The 16,700-nt window shown below is 44.4% G+C and carries 13 protein-coding genes, 1 rRNA gene and 2 riboswitches; of the genes, 8 read left to right on the top strand and 6 right to left on the bottom strand.

Annotation, left to right across the window (positions count from 1 at the left end):
- Nucleotides 1-7 precede the first annotated feature (7 nt).
- The 3 genes from KNO76_RS10690 to KNO76_RS10680 all read right to left on the bottom strand — a co-directional run bounded on the left by KNO76_RS10690 (nt 8) and on the right by KNO76_RS10680 (nt 2,633).
- Complete coding sequence (locus KNO76_RS10690; RefSeq protein ID WP_214885331.1) at nt 8-1,510, bottom strand: N-acetylmuramoyl-L-alanine amidase family protein; 1,503 nt, start codon at nt 1,508-1,510, stop codon at nt 8-10.
- A gap of 172 nt (nt 1,511-1,682) precedes the next feature.
- Nucleotides 1,683-1,883, bottom strand: a complete 201-nt coding sequence (locus KNO76_RS10685) for a hypothetical protein (protein ID WP_026824359.1) — start codon at nt 1,881-1,883, stop codon at nt 1,683-1,685.
- 66 nt (nt 1,884-1,949) lie between these two features.
- Nucleotides 1,950-2,633, bottom strand: coding sequence for a hypothetical protein (locus KNO76_RS10680; protein WP_214885463.1), 684 nt, complete (start codon nt 2,631-2,633; stop codon nt 1,950-1,952).
- A 250-nt stretch (nt 2,634-2,883) separates the two neighbouring features.
- On the opposite strand from KNO76_RS10680, the gene KNO76_RS10675 reads away from it, so the two are divergent.
- Nucleotides 2,884-4,146 (top strand): tetratricopeptide repeat protein, encoded by a 1,263-nt coding sequence (locus KNO76_RS10675; protein ID WP_214885328.1) that lies wholly within the window; start codon nt 2,884-2,886, stop codon nt 4,144-4,146.
- Between the two features lie 54 nt (nt 4,147-4,200).
- Here KNO76_RS10675 and KNO76_RS10670 read toward each other — a convergent pair whose 3' ends face one another.
- Both KNO76_RS10670 and KNO76_RS10665 read right to left on the bottom strand, forming a co-directional pair.
- A complete protein-coding gene (locus KNO76_RS10670) occupies nt 4,201-4,518 on the bottom strand; it encodes a hypothetical protein (RefSeq protein WP_214701334.1) in 318 nt (105 codons plus the stop codon).
- 197 nt (nt 4,519-4,715) lie between these two features.
- Nucleotides 4,716-6,557: an ATP-binding protein gene (locus tag KNO76_RS10665; RefSeq protein WP_214885327.1), complete on the bottom strand. Its 1,842-nt coding sequence runs from the start codon at nt 6,555-6,557 to the stop codon at nt 4,716-4,718.
- 249 nt (nt 6,558-6,806) lie between these two features.
- On the opposite strand from KNO76_RS10665, the gene KNO76_RS10660 reads away from it, so the two are divergent.
- The 6 genes from KNO76_RS10660 (at nt 6,807) to KNO76_RS10635 (ending at nt 15,155) form a co-directional block, all read left to right on the top strand.
- A complete protein-coding gene (locus KNO76_RS10660; protein ID WP_214704001.1) occupies nt 6,807-7,412 on the top strand; it encodes a flavin reductase family protein in 606 nt (201 codons plus the stop codon).
- 172 nt (nt 7,413-7,584) lie between these two features.
- Complete coding sequence (locus KNO76_RS10655) at nt 7,585-8,535, top strand: AAA family ATPase (RefSeq protein WP_214885326.1); 951 nt, start codon at nt 7,585-7,587, stop codon at nt 8,533-8,535.
- Nucleotides 8,532-9,602 (top strand): DUF58 domain-containing protein, encoded by a 1,071-nt coding sequence (locus KNO76_RS10650; protein ID WP_026824352.1) that lies wholly within the window; start codon nt 8,532-8,534, stop codon nt 9,600-9,602. Before KNO76_RS10655 ends, KNO76_RS10650 begins: the two co-directional genes overlap by 4 nt.
- Nucleotides 9,599-11,698, top strand: a complete 2,100-nt coding sequence (locus KNO76_RS10645; RefSeq protein WP_214885324.1) for a DUF4129 domain-containing transglutaminase family protein — start codon at nt 9,599-9,601, stop codon at nt 11,696-11,698. The genes KNO76_RS10650 and KNO76_RS10645 overlap by 4 nt, the downstream gene beginning before the upstream one ends.
- 41 nt (nt 11,699-11,739) lie before the next feature.
- Nucleotides 11,740-11,840: riboswitch (purine riboswitch) on the top strand.
- A gap of 110 nt (nt 11,841-11,950) precedes the next feature.
- Nucleotides 11,951-13,474, top strand: coding sequence for a glutamine-hydrolyzing GMP synthase (gene guaA, locus KNO76_RS10640; RefSeq protein WP_251127986.1), 1,524 nt, complete (start codon nt 11,951-11,953; stop codon nt 13,472-13,474).
- A gap of 132 nt (nt 13,475-13,606) precedes the next feature.
- Nucleotides 13,607-13,708, top strand: a riboswitch (purine riboswitch).
- 88 nt (nt 13,709-13,796) lie between these two features.
- Nucleotides 13,797-15,155: an NCS2 family permease gene (locus KNO76_RS10635; RefSeq protein WP_251127985.1), complete on the top strand. Its 1,359-nt coding sequence runs from the start codon at nt 13,797-13,799 to the stop codon at nt 15,153-15,155.
- 26 nt (nt 15,156-15,181) lie between these two features.
- Here the strand turns inward: KNO76_RS10635 and KNO76_RS10630 are convergent, their stop codons facing one another.
- Entirely contained in the window at nt 15,182-16,024 is an 843-nt protein-coding gene (locus tag KNO76_RS10630; RefSeq protein ID WP_214885320.1) for a VanW family protein, read from the bottom strand.
- A gap of 356 nt (nt 16,025-16,380) precedes the next feature.
- Here KNO76_RS10630 and KNO76_RS10625 point away from each other — a divergent pair.
- Nucleotides 16,381-16,700, top strand: a 16S ribosomal RNA gene (locus KNO76_RS10625); the annotation flags it as partial.

Below are 16,700 nucleotides of genomic sequence, written 5' to 3'. Positions count from 1 at the left end.
TCTCTTTTTAGTAGTACGAACGCATAAATTGATGAATGCCGGATGCGGTCGCTTCGGCCATCCGTTGACGATACGTCGTATTCGTCAAATAAGAACGGTCGCTTGAGTTACTGATAAATCCGTATTCCACAAGGGTAGAAGGCGAAACATTTCGTCCGACCACGTAAACGTTCTGATACTTGACTCCGCGGTTTTGGATTGTGGAGATACGCGATGCAATCTCTTTGTTGATAGAGGACCCTAGGCTACGACTCGCTGAGATGTAAGGATTGGTCGTATAACTGTCTGACGTCGGTACGAGTACTTCGTGCCCGTGGGCCGTGTTGTAAACAGAAGAATTCGCATGAAGACTGACAAAGATGTCCCCTTTATAGGACTTATTTAGTGACACACGTTGCTCCAGTGAGAGATACGTATCAGTTGAACGTGTGAATTTGACGTTGTAGTCATATGTGCTCGACAAGACGCCCGCAAGGCGTTTTGCGATATCAAGTGCAATCACTTTTTCATAAACGGATCCGTAAACGGCTCCGGGGTCATTTCCACCATGTCCTGCATCGATGACAACGGTTTTTCCGGTTCCATCTGTATCGGTTGGTGTCGTGACAGTCGTCGGTTTTAGATACTCGGATGCCACATAGCCCGTTTTACCGTTATACGTCACTTTATACCACGAGTCGTATCGACTCACGTATTTGACGACCGATCCGGCAGGAATTACGGTCAAGACATCGCTCCAAGAAGCTGCGCTAAGTCGCATATTCAAATTCACTGTTGTTTCGTAATATGAAGAGGGTGTCACCGGAGTTGTTGTCGTCGTTAAATAGTCAGAGGCAACGTATCCGGTTTTGCCATTGAACGTCACTTTATACCAAGAACCATAGCGGCTGACGTATTTGACGGTTGCGCCAGATGGGATCGTGGTAACGACGTCACTCCAAGAAGCAGCGGTGAGGCGCATGTTCAAATTAGCTGTCGTTTTATAATAGTCCGACGGCGGAATAGGAGCACTTGTAGGTGTTAAGTAAGCAGAGGCGACGTAACCGATTTTGCCATTAAACGTTACTTTATACCACGAACCGTAGCGACTGACATATTTAACGGTTGCGTCAGCCGGGATCACGGTGACGACATCGCTCCAAGAGGCAGCGGTGAGGCGCATGTTTAATCGATCTGTCGTCTTATAATAAGAAGCAGTATTGGATACCGTAACGTATTGAGAAGAAACATAACCTGTTTTGCCTCCATAACTGACTTTATACCACGAACCGTATGTACTGATGTAAGTGACACTCGAACCGGACGGAATTGTTAAAAGAACAGGGCTCCACGTTGCAGCACTTAAACGAAGATTTAAGTTGGCAGTTGTGGTGTAAGTCGAGGCGGCCTCGGCGACAGTCGATTTGATTCCAGAAGAATCGAGTTGGAATGGGGCGATGACTGCCCCGGTTAGTGCAAGTGAAGAACTTAATAATAGCTTTAAGCTCCATGATGATTTTAATCCATTCAATGTTCAAACTCCTCTATTCAATAAACTAGCGACAATGACGGCATATGAGAGTACATCTGAGTTGTCTTTGTTTATTATATAAGTAAAAAGTAAAAAATGGAGAGGAATATATAATTAATTTACCTTTTTCTTAAAATAAAAAAGACGCACGAGGCGTCTTTGAAAAATATGATTATACGATGCGTGGCATGCTCTCATTATTGATTTTTTCTGGAATTTCAACTTGAACAATGCGTGGTCTTTCCTCAGCATTAATAATAATCGGTTCTTCGATTTTAACAATGCGTGGTCTTTCTTCTGCAAATGGTTTAAAAGAACTTCCGAGTAAAATAACTGCAGTTGCGATAAAGAAAAATCCAGCTAACTTTTTCATGTTTAATTCCTCCGTTGTATAATGATTTATATAGAAAATTCTTAATACCAACGAAAATAAAATGAGTTACAAGTCATCTGAGGATTTCAAAAGCTTATAGATATCCTCAGACTGTTCTTTAACTGAATTGAATAAGTCTCCTGAATAGGTTTCAGGTAAACTTGGCTCATAGATGGTGACTTTATTAGAGTCATTCTTCGCTAAAGTAGCCAAGATCGGTACTTTCATAGTTTGACTTAATAAAGTACTACAAAGTGGAGTACAAACTTTCTGCAGTTGCTCTAATGAATTAGGTTGCCAGCACACGGATGCCTCAGGAAGAATGTACAAAATGTGACCTTCGCTCAATAGCGTTTCACATTTTTTAGATAATGAAGTTGAGTCCTGTTCAATGTTGATAAACTCGTAATCTTGAAGTTGTGCTTCATAAGCAGTCTTAGTGCTTCTTTTCAAAATTGATAAGGATAATTCCGGACCCAAAATATAAAGTTTTTTGAAAGAGCGATTTACTTTCAACGTCTTTGAAATTAATTTGGGGAGACGCTGGTAGTAGTCGATTTGAAATGCACTTACAATGAAACCCTTATTAGAAGATAATAACTCTGTCAAATTCTCTAATCCTTCGAAATGATTTAAATCTTCTTTTGAATATGAATGGTCTACGATTGTAGACGGTGTAGAAAATTTCGATTTAAAGTAGATTTTTGGTTTAATATAATCTTCAGCAAGTAAAAAGCTAAGCTTCCCCATTTGCACCATCTACCTCCTACGAAATGTTCATTGTTTTCTAAATAATAGAACTAAAGCCCAAATCATTGCTTGTTGACTAGTTAAATCTTATCATGTTTTTTTATGGTAATGGACATGTTTAAGTTGGGAAAGTTTCTTGTAAAAAGATGAATTAAAATAAGAATTATAGGCTAAATTTCCTGAAAGTATATAATTATGAAGAAATATTAAAAGAAATTCAGAAAATAGGGCAAAGGGGCTACTACTAATAATGGAATACAATTATGGGAATTTAATTAGAGTAGAGCGCTTGCGGCAAAATATGAAACAATCAGTCTTAGCCAGGGGGATTTGTTCGATTTCGTACTTAAGTAAAATTGAAAACAATCAAACATCTGCTAGTGAGGAAGTTCTTGAACTGTTGTTTGAGCGACTTGAAATTGAAGTACCCCTGTATCATGACTTTAGGTATCAAGCAGAGAAAGTAATTAAAGAAATTAGAGATATTTTGAAAGAAGCGATTTTGACGCGGAAAAATGGTGATGAGCAGGAGAAAGTTAGAAAATATATGAACCATCCAGCGGTCAAACAGTCAAAATCAGTTTACACTACGCTTATGATCACATTGGCTCGTCTTGGCGTGATGCCAGGAGGCGACCCAAAGTACCTCACAGAAGTAGGCTGGATTGAAGATCAACTATCCACTGACGATCGCATTCGGTATAACATGTTGAAAGCGCTTCAGTACTTTCAGGAGAATGAAAAAGAACTTTCATATAAATTAATAGAAGAAGTGACTGAAAAGTTACCCCATTCAGGAATTCCTGATTGGGAGACAGCGGATATTCGTTATGTAACGGGTGCTTTATATTACCGTTTCACAGACAATATACAAGCGCTTGAAAATCTTCAGTCTTCGTTAAGGTATTTTCAAGAGAATTTTTGTTTAGAAAGAATGATTGAGTGTCACATGATAATTGGATTGACTTATAAACGTCGAAAACGATATGCAGATGCACTTTCCTACAATCAAAAGGCACTAAAGGTTGCGAATGCGACTGATCTAAGAAATTATTACGGCATGCTTTATAACAACATAGGAGAAATCTATTCGTTGTTAGGTGAACAAGATAAGGCACTTACGTACTTTATGGAAAGCTTTGAATATAAAGTGGATATTAGAAGCAAATTATTCAGTGTTTTATCATTGGTAGAGGTAAATGCAAAACAGAAAAATGAAAAGGGTGTCCTTGATTGGTTAGAGACTGGACACGAATTGATGCAACAACACGAGTCGATTGAAGAGTTTAATCAGCACTTTGATATCTACTGGAACCATTTCAAAGAAAAGAATCGTCAAAGCGTGATGAAGAGTCTAAAAAGCGCAGTTATTTATTTTGAAGAGCATGATGAGTATATGTATGCTAAAAAATATGCTTTATGGTTAGCTCAAGAATTAAAAGCTTCAGGAAAATACAAACTAGCAACAGACTACTATGAAAAAGTGATTTCAATCATGTCACAAGCAGAATGACGCCCTTTTGGAGCGTCATTTTTTATGACCTTTAAGCTTCTTTAGTCAGACGTCTTATGGTGTCGTAAAATAGTGCACAGTCCAGACCTGCTCCTGAGCGAGGCGTTCGTCTTCGATATGACCGTTAAGGACTTGCTGTAATAAATGAATCAAGTGCTTCTGGAGATTTCCGTCATGTGAGCCACTATGCAAAATTTGCTCTTCGCTCGCAATGATATAAAATCCACCAATCCGCAAAGGAATATGCTTTCGAACCAAAGCCGTAGCGATTTGATACTTCGCTTGTTCGCCTGTATGAGGCACTTCGACTTCAAAACGTCCCCATTGTTTCAAATCTCCAATTTCTGAAAAAGGTGGGTCACGATGATTCAATGGCAGGACCTCCGATCCTAGCAATTTCTTTATAATCAGTATATCTTGTTTTCAGCTTAAAACGTGTAAAAATAAATGGATAGGGTATTCCACATCCACGTAAATGAATCGGTTTCTTTCCTTTCTATATTTTGTAAAAAGAATCCTTCCGAATTAGGAAAAAATGAGTCAAAAATAACACGGTTAAGAAGACCGTGTTATTGCATGATATGTTCTTTCGATGCGGGAAGTTCACAGATGAAAGTACTTCCTTCCCCATAAACTGATTCGACATGGAGTTGTCCGTCATGAGCTTTAGCAATCTCTTTACAGATAGCGAGCCCGAGCCCGGTCCCCCCGATTTTGCGTCGATCCGAGTTGTCAACGCGATAAAATTTTCCGAAGAGATGAGGAAGAGAGGCAGTCGGTATGCCCATTCCATGGTCTTTTACTTTGATCACAACCTCTTCATCTATGCGCTCGAGTGATACAAGAATATTCCCGCCGTCCGGTGAATATTTGATGGCGTTACTTAACAGGTTGCCGAACAGCTGTCGCATACTTTCTAAGTCGGCATCGATGACGAAATTTTGTTCGATATCAACGTCGATGAATAGCTCATGAAGGTCCGTTGTTTCTTGATAAAATGCGACGCTATTTGACACGAGTTCATATAGGTCGACCGGCTCCCATTCAAACGTCTGTTTTCCGGATTCCATCTTCTGCAAGTCTAAGAAATCGCTGACGAGATATGAGAGTCTCTTCGCCTCATCATGGATCGTATGCAAATACAGTTCTCGACGGCTTTCATTCAAGTCGCGCGACAACATGAGTTCGGTAAACCCATAAATCGATGAAAGGGGCGTTCTTAATTCGTGCGACACAGTCGTTACGAGTTCAGATTTCATCCGGTCAACCTCAGTCTCGGCGGTAACGTCACGTAGGACGAGCATTGTCCCACGGAGTCGACGATCACGATAAATACTTTCGGCATAGAGTTGGATAAAGCAATCACCTTGATCAATCGAAATCGTGAGCCCGTCTTCAGGTGGGTCTTGGGAGAAGACTCGCTCGAAGTACCGAACGAATTGCTCATGTTGGTCGACGCGTTTTGCTAATTGCTCGATATCGATGTTGATGGCGGACAACTCTTCGTACCCTTTATAGTCAAAGTGAAGATCATCAAACATGCGGATGAAGGCACGATTTCCGACGACAGTGTCATCTTCATAGTTTACATATAGAATAGCTTCACGCACCGAATTAATCAGTTGGGCTGTTTCTTTCCGATCCTGTTGCATCTGAAGATAGAGTTGCATCCGAAGAAGTGAGATGGCGAGCTGGCTTGCGAACGCGTTTAGTTCGGACTTTTCACTTGCATCATACTGTTCATCATACCGTGCCAAATAGAGGCAACCAATCAGACTATTCTCGGACGGGTCTATGATCGGGATAACTGATTCATAAATATAATACGGATACGTGTGTAACGCATCAACGACCTGTTTCGACGTTGCGGCGGGTAACTTTGAAATCATGACGCGTTTGAGTAAAAGTGAATCTTTTTTGAGACTTTCTTGTTGTTCTTCGGTCATTTCTTTTGGTACGACAGACGTAATTTCTCCGTCTTTGGCGAGTAGGAGCGCACCAAACTCGGATTTTGTGAGTAACACGATTTTTTCGATGACAGATGAATAATCAAATAGCGATTCTTTTGAGGCCAATACTCCGATTAATTCATTACGATATTGAAGGTTCATTTGATTTATCTTGAATTCGTTTAGTACACTCTCGAGCTTTGCTTTCTTGGTCTTCAATCTATGGTTTTGTTCAGTCATCCGTTTGATGAGCGGACGCCCGATGAGTAAGATGGCACTAATGAACATAACTAACCCGATTATCCAAATCCATCGAAGGGCTGTGAGTTCGAGAGTAGAGACATCCCCATCTCGCACAAACCAAGCGCCAATCGCGGTCAAAATGATACTAAATCCACATACGCTATATAAAATACTGAGTATTTGACGACTGTTGAGTTGTTCAATCCACTTGCTGATCATTCGTTTTACTTCCTTCCTTGAACATAAAAACGGGGGTCATCCTTTCCTTGCCCTGCATTCTACGAAACGGGAAAAGGAAAATGAAACTAATTTGCTTATGCGATGTGTCTATTGTCTATGTTGCTTTCACATACACGCATTTACCCAAAATGATTAAAAGATACACATGTCTACTTTCTCACCATTGACATCATTCACATAAACTATTATCTTGAATTTAAGATAAAAAAGAATGAGGAGTGTGAGTGAATGTTATCGATTGAACCGTCTGCTTTGACTGAAATCGACACGTATAAGTTTTTGATTGGCAGCATTGTGCCGAGACCGATTGCCTTTGTCACAACACGACATGAGGATGTGATCAACGCGGCTCCATTTAGTTATTTCAACGTGGTTTCTTCCGTTCCTCCGCTCGTGTCGGTCTCTGTCCAACGAAAGGATGGAGTGATGAAGGATACAGCACGAAACGCGCTGCGCACGAATGAATTGGTGATTCATATCGTAGATGAAACGAATGTCGCCCATGTGAATGAGACGGCTGCAAACCTTGCAGCCGATGAGAGTGAACTGTCTCGCACGAACTTCACGATTCAACAAAGCGAAGTTGTTTCGACACCTGGGATCAAGGAAGCAAAAATCCGATTTGAGTGCGTATTACATCACCACCTCCCGATTGAATATGACGGACAGACGACTGCGGATTTGTTGATTGCACGAATTGTCCGTTTTCATATCGACCGTGATTTATATAAACATGGACGTATCGATGCAAAACAACTGGCTCCGGTCAGTCGAATGGCGGGGAATGGTTATGCGACACTCGGTGAAATTTTCGATTTGAAACGTCCGGAATAATTGATAAACGTGTCCGTTTTTTCTAAAGAACGGACACGTTTTTTGGGTAAAGAAGTAGGAAGCGTATTTGCGTACGGTATTTCTTTCATTCCGAACCTTGCTTATGTCACAATAAAGTCAGAACATTCTAACTTTAAGTCATCCTAGATTAGAGAAAAAAGGGGAGTCCGTCATGTACCGTCCAACTGTCCAATCGATTATTACTGCCATTGAAACCGTGATTGTCGGAAAAGAAGAAGTCATCGCTAAAAGCTTAACTGCGTTGCTAGCAGGGGGACATGTCCTTTTAGAAGATGTACCAGGTGTCGGAAAGACGATGCTCGTTCGTACGTTTAGCCGAGCGATCGACTTAGAGTTTAAACGCATTCAATTCACACCTGACATGTTGCCATCCGATTTGACCGGTATTTCGATGTATAACCAAAAAACGAGAGAATTCGAATATCGTCCTGGTCCGCTCATGGGGAATATTATTTTGGCGGATGAAATCAACCGGACTTCTCCGAAGACGCAGTCGGCTCTTCTTGAGGCGATGGCGGAGCGAAGTGTGACAGTGGATGGGGAATTAAAAGTACTACCTTCACCATTTTTCGTCATGGCGACACAAAATCCGATTGAACATGAGGGGACGTACCCATTACCTGAAGCGCAATTGGATCGTTTCTTGCTCAAAATTGAAATGGGCTACCCGACATTCAATGAAGAAATTGCACTGTTATCACGTTTTGAAAAAGACGAGCCGCTCGAAACCCTTCATAGCGTAATTACGAAGCAAGAAGTCGAACGTATGCAGCGTGAAGTGAGAGATGTCCACGTATCGAGTGCGGTTAAACAATACATCGTGCGATTGGTACATGAGTCTCGGAAAGATCCGCATACGTATTTAGGCGGAAGTCCGCGGTCCACCATTGCCTTGATGAAAGCATCACAAGCGTGGGCATATATTCATAATCGTGATTTCGTGTTGCCAGATGATGTCAAAGCACTGGCGACGAGTGTTCTCGGACATCGTGTCTTGTTGACGGCGGAAGCGCGTTATAAAGGAAAAACGTCGAATCAGTTGATTCAAGACTGGCTCGATACGTTACCTGTCCCGATGGATCGTGAGGTCAACGAGGTATGAAAAACTGGATGAAGCTGTTCGTTGTATGGGCGGCGGCATTCGGATTGTATTCATTTGCCCGCATCGAAGGTAGTATTGTCGCTTCGACGTTATGGTGGTCGTTCGCGGTATTGACCGTCTATTGGACGCTTTTCATGATCTATCCAGTCACTGCGGCGAACGTCTCGCGACGTGTGACGACGAAACGTCTCGTCTCCGGTCAAGTGATGGATGTCGAACTGAAAATCGAACGGAAGTATCCTTTCTTGATTGGGATGGTGACGTTAGAAGAGCGAATGCCACAACGCTTAATTGATGAGGATAAGACTATTATCGTGCCGGTAGACCGTTTCTTCCGGCGTGCTGAAGTTGTCGAGTATAAAATCGATGCAATCAAACGAGGAATTCATGTCTTTGATCGAACGATTCTCCATGTTCGTGACGTGTTTGGGTTATTCGACCGTAGACGGACGATACGAATCGAGACAGTCGTTGAAGTATCTCCTGCTGAGCTGCCGTTTGATTTGCCACGAGATGAGCACGTCGGAGGACGTGGTGAGCAATATCGCCAAACGCGTACGTATACAGAAGTGGCCAATACGACAAGCGGAGTGCGTGAATATGCGGCAGGAGACCGAATCGGACGGATTGATTGGAAGGCATCTGCACGTCGAGGCAACTTGATGACTAAAACGTTTGACCAGGAACAAGAAAAGAAGCTCTCGCTCGTGTTTGTCCCTTCGGTCTCTGCTGGTTACGAGGAGGCGTTTGAACGCTCTTTGTCGCTACTCGTTGGTGCGATTCGCCAGTTAGAACGTAAAAATTTGCCGTTTGAACTATATGTGATTGAAGACCAGGTGAGGTTGTTTCATCTTCCGGACCAAAGCGCTGAGGTCGGTCATTACTTGCTGACTGCGACTCCGGAAGCGGAGGGGCGTCTCGTCGAGAGGGTGAAGCAGAATCTGCCCCAACAAACGGGGGATCTGATTTTAATCAGCCCGTTCGAGACCGCGTCAATCCGGGAACTCATGCATGAAACACAAGGAAGCTATCATCTATACACTGCGGTAAGTGAGGTGATGACATGAGAACTTGGGTGACCCGCATTGTTTATACGATACTTGCCGCCTATTTGTTGTCGTTCTGGATTGAACCGATTGTTGGAAGTACAACGTTTGATGTGAATTGGCCGTTTTATTTCCTTCTCATCGTGCCGATGTTCGCAAGTCTTCTCCCGTGGACTGCTTTTCTTAGTATTTCATTTCTCAATTTTCTAGTCGTCCTATACGTCTATCACGGAAGTATTTTCGACTGGTTCGGGATTTGGATGGAAGACTTCACAGGTGTCATAAGCGGAGAGTTACCAAACGAGGCCATCTTTTTCTCTGCGATGGCGCTCATCGGGCTTCTGTTCGCCGTTCTTGTCGGACGAACGTATCCAAGTTACGGATTTGTGCTTGGGATGACTGTATCCACACTTGGTGTCATGGCTTACTTCGACACGTGGACATTATATGACGGTGAAGGTGACATCCTTTATGCTATCATCACATCGCTGCTCCTGTTATTCGTCACGGATTTGGCGAAACGACCGAGTCAATCACTCGTTCGGTTTGTCAGTATCGGTTTGTTGCTCAGTGTCGTTGTGGCCCTTGCGAGTGCGTCGCCGACGCTCGAGGGGGATTGGTCCGATCGAATCACCACGAGTTTCCGAAATGCGACAACAGAAGGCGATGGGAACGGGCCGGGGCGTGTCGGATATGGTGTTAACGATGAGGCGTTAGGTGGCCCGTTCGAACAAGATGACGGGATCGTCTTTATTGCACGTGGTGCACCGGCTCGCTATTGGCGTATTGAATCAAAAGCGATTTATACAGGGAAAGGTTGGATTGCGGCACCGGTACTCGATTCCAACTACAATCGTGGACAGTTAGTGGACGCGGAAGTGGATACGACACCGGAACAGGCGATTCTGCGTTTTGATCGTCGACAATCGTTCGTTCCATACGGTGGTGAATATCCACAAGCGGCGGAAACGGAATCTGGTACAGAGTTTTTGGTCGGTGATATAGAGCGGGATTTCCCGAACGAGACAATCAACATTCAACCTTCCGGGAAAATTGTATTTGAGAACGAGGGACAAGCGACGCCACGAACGATTCAACTCCGTTACAGTGTCCCCGCTTTCTCTGAAGAACAGCTCGATTTAAACGAAGACGTAACTTCGCTTACTGAAGAAGAAACGCAGGTTTATTTACAACTTCCAACCTCGTTACCGGATCGAGTGAGAGATTTAGCTGCTGAAATCACGGCAGAGAGTGAAACTCCGAACGAAAAAGCAGAGGCGGTTGAAGCTTACTTCCGGAATGGAGAATTTCAATATGATACGGAAAACGTGGCCCAACCGCAAGGCGACACGGACTACGTCGACCAGTTCTTATTTGATACACAAATCGGCTATTGTGATAACTTCTCGACATCAGCAGCCGTCTTGTTGCGAGCAAATGGCATTCCGACACGTTGGGTAAAAGGATTTACGATGGGAGATACGCGGGGGGTCATTCAAGGGGAAGAAGAACATACGATTCGTAATCGTCATGCTCATTCATGGGTTGAGTATTTCATTGAAGGTGCGGGCTGGGTTCCGCTAGAGGCGACAATCAGTTTCTCGGACGCTAACTTACTACAAATGGAGCAAGAGACGGATACGAATGATTCGATCCCGGTTACGAACGATCCACAAGCGTCTCATGACAACAATCCGCAAAATCGTCCACAAGAAGATTTATTAATCGATGATGTGACGACAGGTGACGTTCAAGAAGAGGGGCGCAGTATTCCGGTATGGGGATGGGGGGTCATTCTCTTCGTCGTGGCCGTCCTCATTTGGAACCGGAAGATCATCGAGCGGCAAATTATGTACGTCTGGTGGATGAGTCGTCCGCTCACAGACGGAAGTCTTGTTTCGATGCATCGTTATTTGATGAAGCGGCTTCGAGCAAACGGATTTAAAGTCGAAGGTCGTACGCCTTCAGAGCTCGCGAGAGAAGTCGACGCCTACTACGAAACGAACGACATGAGCCGTTTGACGGCCTTGTTTGAACAAGCGGTCTATGCCGAACAAGAACCGAATTCAAAATATAAAGAATATTGGAAAATCATGATTCGTCGAATTATGAGTTGAAGTGATGGGATGCATCAAGTAAGATAGACGCATTAGTTAGATAATTGAACATGGCATTCCTTCGTATATACTCGTGAATTGGCGCGAGAGTCTCTACCGGACCACCGTAAATGGACCGACTATGAAGGAGCACGTTTCGTATACAAAGAAAAGGACGTGCTTCTTCTTCGGTTTGGTTAATCTGGGGGAGAGGCGCGTCTTTTTTTGAGGAGAAGGCAGAAAGGTGGAGATTTCGTGAAAGTAGAACAAGAAATGATTTTGGTGCTCGACTTTGGTGGGCAGTATAACCAGTTGATCACGCGTCGTGTCCGTGACCTTGGCGTATACAGTGAGTTGCATTCGCATAAGATGACGGCAACCGAGATTCGCGAATTGAACCCAGTCGGTATCATCTTCTCAGGTGGACCGAACAGCGTATACGCGGAAGGCGCATATAGTTGCGACCCGGAAATCTTCGAACTCGGCATTCCGATCTTCGGAATCTGTTACGGCATGCAACTCATGACGCATCATTTTGGTGGTCGTGTCGAACGGGCTGCACACCGTGAATACGGGAAAGCGACATTATTCTCAACGCCGGAAGCATCAGCGATTTACAACGGCCTTCCAGTCGAACATACGGTATGGATGAGCCACGGTGATCTCGTCATGGAAGCACCGGAAGGATTTATCGTCGATGGAACGAACCCGTCTTGCCCGGTCGCTTCAATCAAAAACGATGAGTTGAAAATGTATGGTGTCCAATACCATCCAGAAGTTCGTCATTCTGAGTATGGGAATGACATCTTGAAAAACTTTATCTATGAAGTGTGCGCCGCGAAAGGCGAATGGTCGATGGAAAACTTTATCGATCTCGAAGTGGAGAAAATCCGTGAAATCGTTGGCGATAAGCAAGTCCTTTGTGCGCTTTCGGGTGGTGTCGACTCGTCTGTCGTGGCCGCACTCGTTCATCGCGCAATCGGTGATCAGTTGACATGTATGTTTGTGGACCATGGTCTTCTTCGTAAAGGGGAAGCGGATAGCGTCATGAAGACGTTCGCGGACGGATTCAACATGAAGGTCATTAAAATCGATGCGCAAGAACGTTTCTTGACGAAATTGGCTGGTGTCTCGGACCCTGAGCAAAAACGTAAGATCATCGGAAACGAGTTCATCTATGTGTTTGATGAAGAAGCTTCGAAACTTGTCGATATGGACTTCCTCGCACAAGGGACGCTCTATACAGACATCATCGAGAGCGGAACAGATACAGCGCAAACGATCAAATCACACCATAACGTCGGTGGGTTGCCGGAAGACATGAATTTCACGTTGATCGAACCACTCAACACGCTCTTTAAAGACGAAGTCCGTGCGCTCGGTACTGAGCTCGGTCTTCCTGACTATATCGTTTGGCGTCAACCGTTCCCGGGTCCGGGCCTCGGAATCCGTGTCCTCGGTGAGATCACGGAAGAGAAGTTAGAAATCGTCCGTGAATCGGATGCTATTTTGCGTGACGAAGTGAAGAAAGCAGGTCTTGAACGAGACATCTGGCAATACTTCACGGTGCTCACACCAATCCGCTCGGTCGGAGTCATGGGTGACGAGCGTACGTACGACTATGCTGTCGGTGTTCGTGCGGTCACTTCAATCGATGGCATGACGTCAGATTGGGCACGTATTCCATGGGATGTACTTGAGAAAATCTCTGTCCGGATTGTCAACGAAGTCAGCCACGTCAACCGTGTGCTGTATGACATTACGTCTAAGCCACCTGCAACAATCGAATGGGAATAAGCGGAACAGAGGGGAATCCCTCTGTTTTGTCTTAAAACCGAACATTAATGTTCTTTTTAGATATAAAATCCGTGAATTTAGTTGACATTCTATTTTCACGCTGATACGATAAGAACGTTCTTATTATAACCGAACAATTATAAAATAATTTGCCGTATAATATCGGGGATATGGCCCGAGAGTCTCTACGAAATCACCTTAAATGATTTCACTACGGCGAGACATAGATGAGGGTGTATGCCCTCGTATGTTTCGCGTGGGGTCCTCGGTCATTTGCCGGGGACCTTTTCTCGTTTTACGGCGAGTACAAGGAGGAAAACAAATGAGCACACAGCTCAAGCAAGACCAACAACAAACGACAACGAGTCGGATCGATCGCTATTTCCAACTCACAGCACTCGGGACGAGCGTTCGCACGGAACTTGTCGCAGGCTTCACAACTTTCCTTGCGATGGCGTACATCCTCTTCGTTAACCCGAACGTTCTTGGAGCAGCAGGGATGGATACAGGAGCGGTCTTCGTGGCGACAGGTCTTGTTGCAGTAGTCGGTTCATTGACGATGGGACTTCTCGCGAACTACCCGATTGCGATTGCGCCGGGCATGGGCCTCAACGCGTTCTTCGCATATAGCGTCGTCATTGGAATGGGTGTACCGTGGCAAACGGCTTTGTCAGGTGTACTCGTATCAGGTCTCTTCTTTATCGTATTGACGCTCTCAGGAATTCGCGAAACGATTGTCAACGCGATTCCGGCTCCGCTCAAAATGGCGGTTGCTGCAGGGATTGGTTTCTTCATCGCGTTCATCGGTTTGAAAAATGCAGGCATCGTTGTTGCGAATGAAGCGACACTCGTCAGTCTTGGTTCGCTCGGAACGGGCACAACGCTTCTCGCGGTATTCGGTCTCGTGGTCAGTGCCTTGCTCATGGCGCGCGATGTAAAAGGTGGTATTTTCATCGGGATGTTGTTGACGGCGATTGTCGGGATGATCTTCGGTCTCGTGCCAACTCCGACAGCCATTTCAGATGTCGTGTCGATGCCGCCGAGTATGTCATCGACATTCGGTCAAGCCTTCATCAACTTCGGTGATGTCTTCACGCTTCAAATGCTCGTTGTCATCTTGACGTTCTTCTTCATCGATTTCTTTGATACAGCAGGAACGCTCGTCGCGGTAGCGCGTCAAGCGGGCATCATGAAAGAAAACAAAGTGCCGCGTGCAAGTAAGGCGTTGATGGCGGACTCGACTGCAACGGTAGCGGGTGCGATTTTTGGAACATCTACAGCGACTTCATATGTTGAGTCGTCAGCAGGTGTCGCGGCAGGCGGACGTACAGGATTAACTGCAGTCTTTGCAGGATTGTTCTTCGGTTTGGCGTTGTTCTTCTCGCCTCTCTTGGCAGTTGTTACGGCACCAGTCACGGCTCCAGCGCTCATCATTGTCGGTGTACTCATGGCTTCGGCTCTTCTTGATATTGATTGGAAGAAAATCGAAATCGCCGTACCAGCTTTCTTGACGATCATTATGATGCCTTTGACATTTTCAATCGCAACAGGAATTGGGCTTGGGTTCATCCTTTACCCACTCATGATGATTGCGAAAGGAAAGACAAAAGAAATTCATCCAATCATGTATGGGATGTTAGTCATCTTCTTGGCATACTTCATGTTCTTGCCACACGCATAAGTTCATTTGAAAAGCCGGCTCTTTTATTAAGAGTCGGCTTTTTTGTATGCAGCATTCTCGGGAAGGAATGGGTCGTACATGGTGATGGTGTGATTTTCTGTGATGAATTCGTTTCGGAGGTGTGTGCCATTCATTGAAGTGACTTTTTTAAATATTTGGTTATGTCGTATCGTCCCGCCCCACCATTCACAGGTGAAATGATGATTTTCTTCATATATATGATACTGTTCTTTATTCGGGATGTTCGAACGCCATTCCCCGACGAGATAATCTCCTTCTATATATAGAAGAAGTTGATACGTTTGTGCGGTTTGATTGGTGATTTGCAGATCCAGATAGTTATAAGAACAGGTGGCGCCACTACCGAAAGGCTGATCTCGTCGGTAGTCAGGGAACACATCATAACTGTGGCGATAGCGTTCGGTTACCGTCAACGGACTATGTAAGGTAATCCAATAGATGAGGTTGGACAGTTGACAGAGACCACCGCCGATTCCTGAGGTCACTTTTCCATAGTGGAGAATCATTCCCTCTACATAACCTTTGCGTTTCGTCGGCTTGCCGATCATCTTCCAATAAGAGAGAACCTCGTTTGGAGTCAGGATGGAGCCGTTCAGTTTGGCGATTTCAATCTTTAGATTGGTTACTTTGTTATGTTGAACTTCTATGTCGATGTCACGGAGTTGACGATATAAAGGAGTGCGGTGTGTATGAATCAGATATGGCATCGGATCAAGGTTTCGTTTTGAAACATATTTTCGTTTATCCGTAATCCATTCGAGTTTTCTCTTTAAAATATAGACTAGGGTACCGGACCAGATTCTGAGCGGTGAAAGTTTCTTAGGTCGCTGTAAATCGGATTGCATCATGTGTGGACTCCTTATAGGTTTATAGTCGCTATTAGATATAAGTGTATTCTTTAAAGTGATTTCTTCTTCCTTTAAGGAGTTGAGATTAGAACTCTGAATGATACGAAAAAATATTTAAAAGTTTTTTTAGAATAATGCTTGCAAGATTAAAATGCAGGTGATATAGTTATCTCTGTTGCCAACGACAAACGTTGAACAAACGAAAAAGTTGTTGACATTGAAATGAATTAAATGTTATTATCATTTAGTCGCCAAGAGCGATAGACGAACTTTGAAAACTGAACGATGAGGCAAAAATAAGTTTTACAATTTTTGAATGAAGCGCAAGCTTCGTCAATTTAAGAGCTATATCAAATTCTTTGGAGAGTTTGATCCTGGCTCAGGACGAACGCTGGCGGCGTGCCTAATACATGCAAGTCGAGCGCAGGAAGCCGTTCCGAACCCTTCGGGGGGACGACGGTGGAATGAGCGGCGGACGGGTGAGTAACACGTAAAGAACCTGCCCATAGGTCTGGGATAACCACGAGAAATCGGGGCTAATACCGGATGTGTCATCGGACCGCATGGTCCGATGATGAAAGGCGCTCCGGCGTCGCCCATGGATGGCTTTGCGGTGCATTAGCTAGTTGGTGGGGTAATGGCCCACCAAGGCGACGATGCATAGCCGACCTGAGAG

Origin of the sequence: Exiguobacterium sp. s101 (assembly GCF_018617835.1) — a bacterium.
Lineage (GTDB): Bacteria > Bacillota > Bacilli > Exiguobacteriales > Exiguobacteriaceae > Exiguobacterium > Exiguobacterium marinum.
The sequence above is the reverse complement of the archived record's forward strand: the minus strand, read 5'-3'. Positions and strand labels throughout refer to the sequence as shown.

Excerpts from the sequence above, each read along its gene's own strand:
- KNO76_RS10685 (WP_026824359.1), bottom strand. The coding sequence starts at position 1,883 with ATGAAAAAGTTAGCTGGATTTTTCTTTATCGCAACTGCAGTTATTTTA.
- KNO76_RS10680 (WP_214885463.1), bottom strand. The coding sequence starts at position 2,633 with ATGGGGAAGCTTAGCTTTTTACTTGCTGAAGATTATATTAAACCAAAA.
- KNO76_RS10675 (WP_214885328.1), top strand. The coding sequence starts at position 2,884 with ATGGAATACAATTATGGGAATTTAATTAGAGTAGAGCGCTTGCGGCAA.
- KNO76_RS10665 (WP_214885327.1), bottom strand. The coding sequence starts at position 6,557 with ATGATCAGCAAGTGGATTGAACAACTCAACAGTCGTCAAATACTCAGT.
- KNO76_RS10660 (WP_214704001.1), top strand. The coding sequence starts at position 6,807 with ATGTTATCGATTGAACCGTCTGCTTTGACTGAAATCGACACGTATAAG.
- KNO76_RS10655 (WP_214885326.1), top strand. The coding sequence starts at position 7,585 with ATGTACCGTCCAACTGTCCAATCGATTATTACTGCCATTGAAACCGTG.
- KNO76_RS10650 (WP_026824352.1), top strand. The coding sequence starts at position 8,532 with ATGAAAAACTGGATGAAGCTGTTCGTTGTATGGGCGGCGGCATTCGGA.
- KNO76_RS10645 (WP_214885324.1), top strand. The coding sequence starts at position 9,599 with ATGAGAACTTGGGTGACCCGCATTGTTTATACGATACTTGCCGCCTAT.
- guaA (WP_251127986.1), top strand. The coding sequence starts at position 11,951 with ATGATTTTGGTGCTCGACTTTGGTGGGCAGTATAACCAGTTGATCACG.
- KNO76_RS10635 (WP_251127985.1), top strand. The coding sequence starts at position 13,797 with ATGAGCACACAGCTCAAGCAAGACCAACAACAAACGACAACGAGTCGG.
- KNO76_RS10630 (WP_214885320.1), bottom strand. The coding sequence starts at position 16,024 with ATGATGCAATCCGATTTACAGCGACCTAAGAAACTTTCACCGCTCAGA.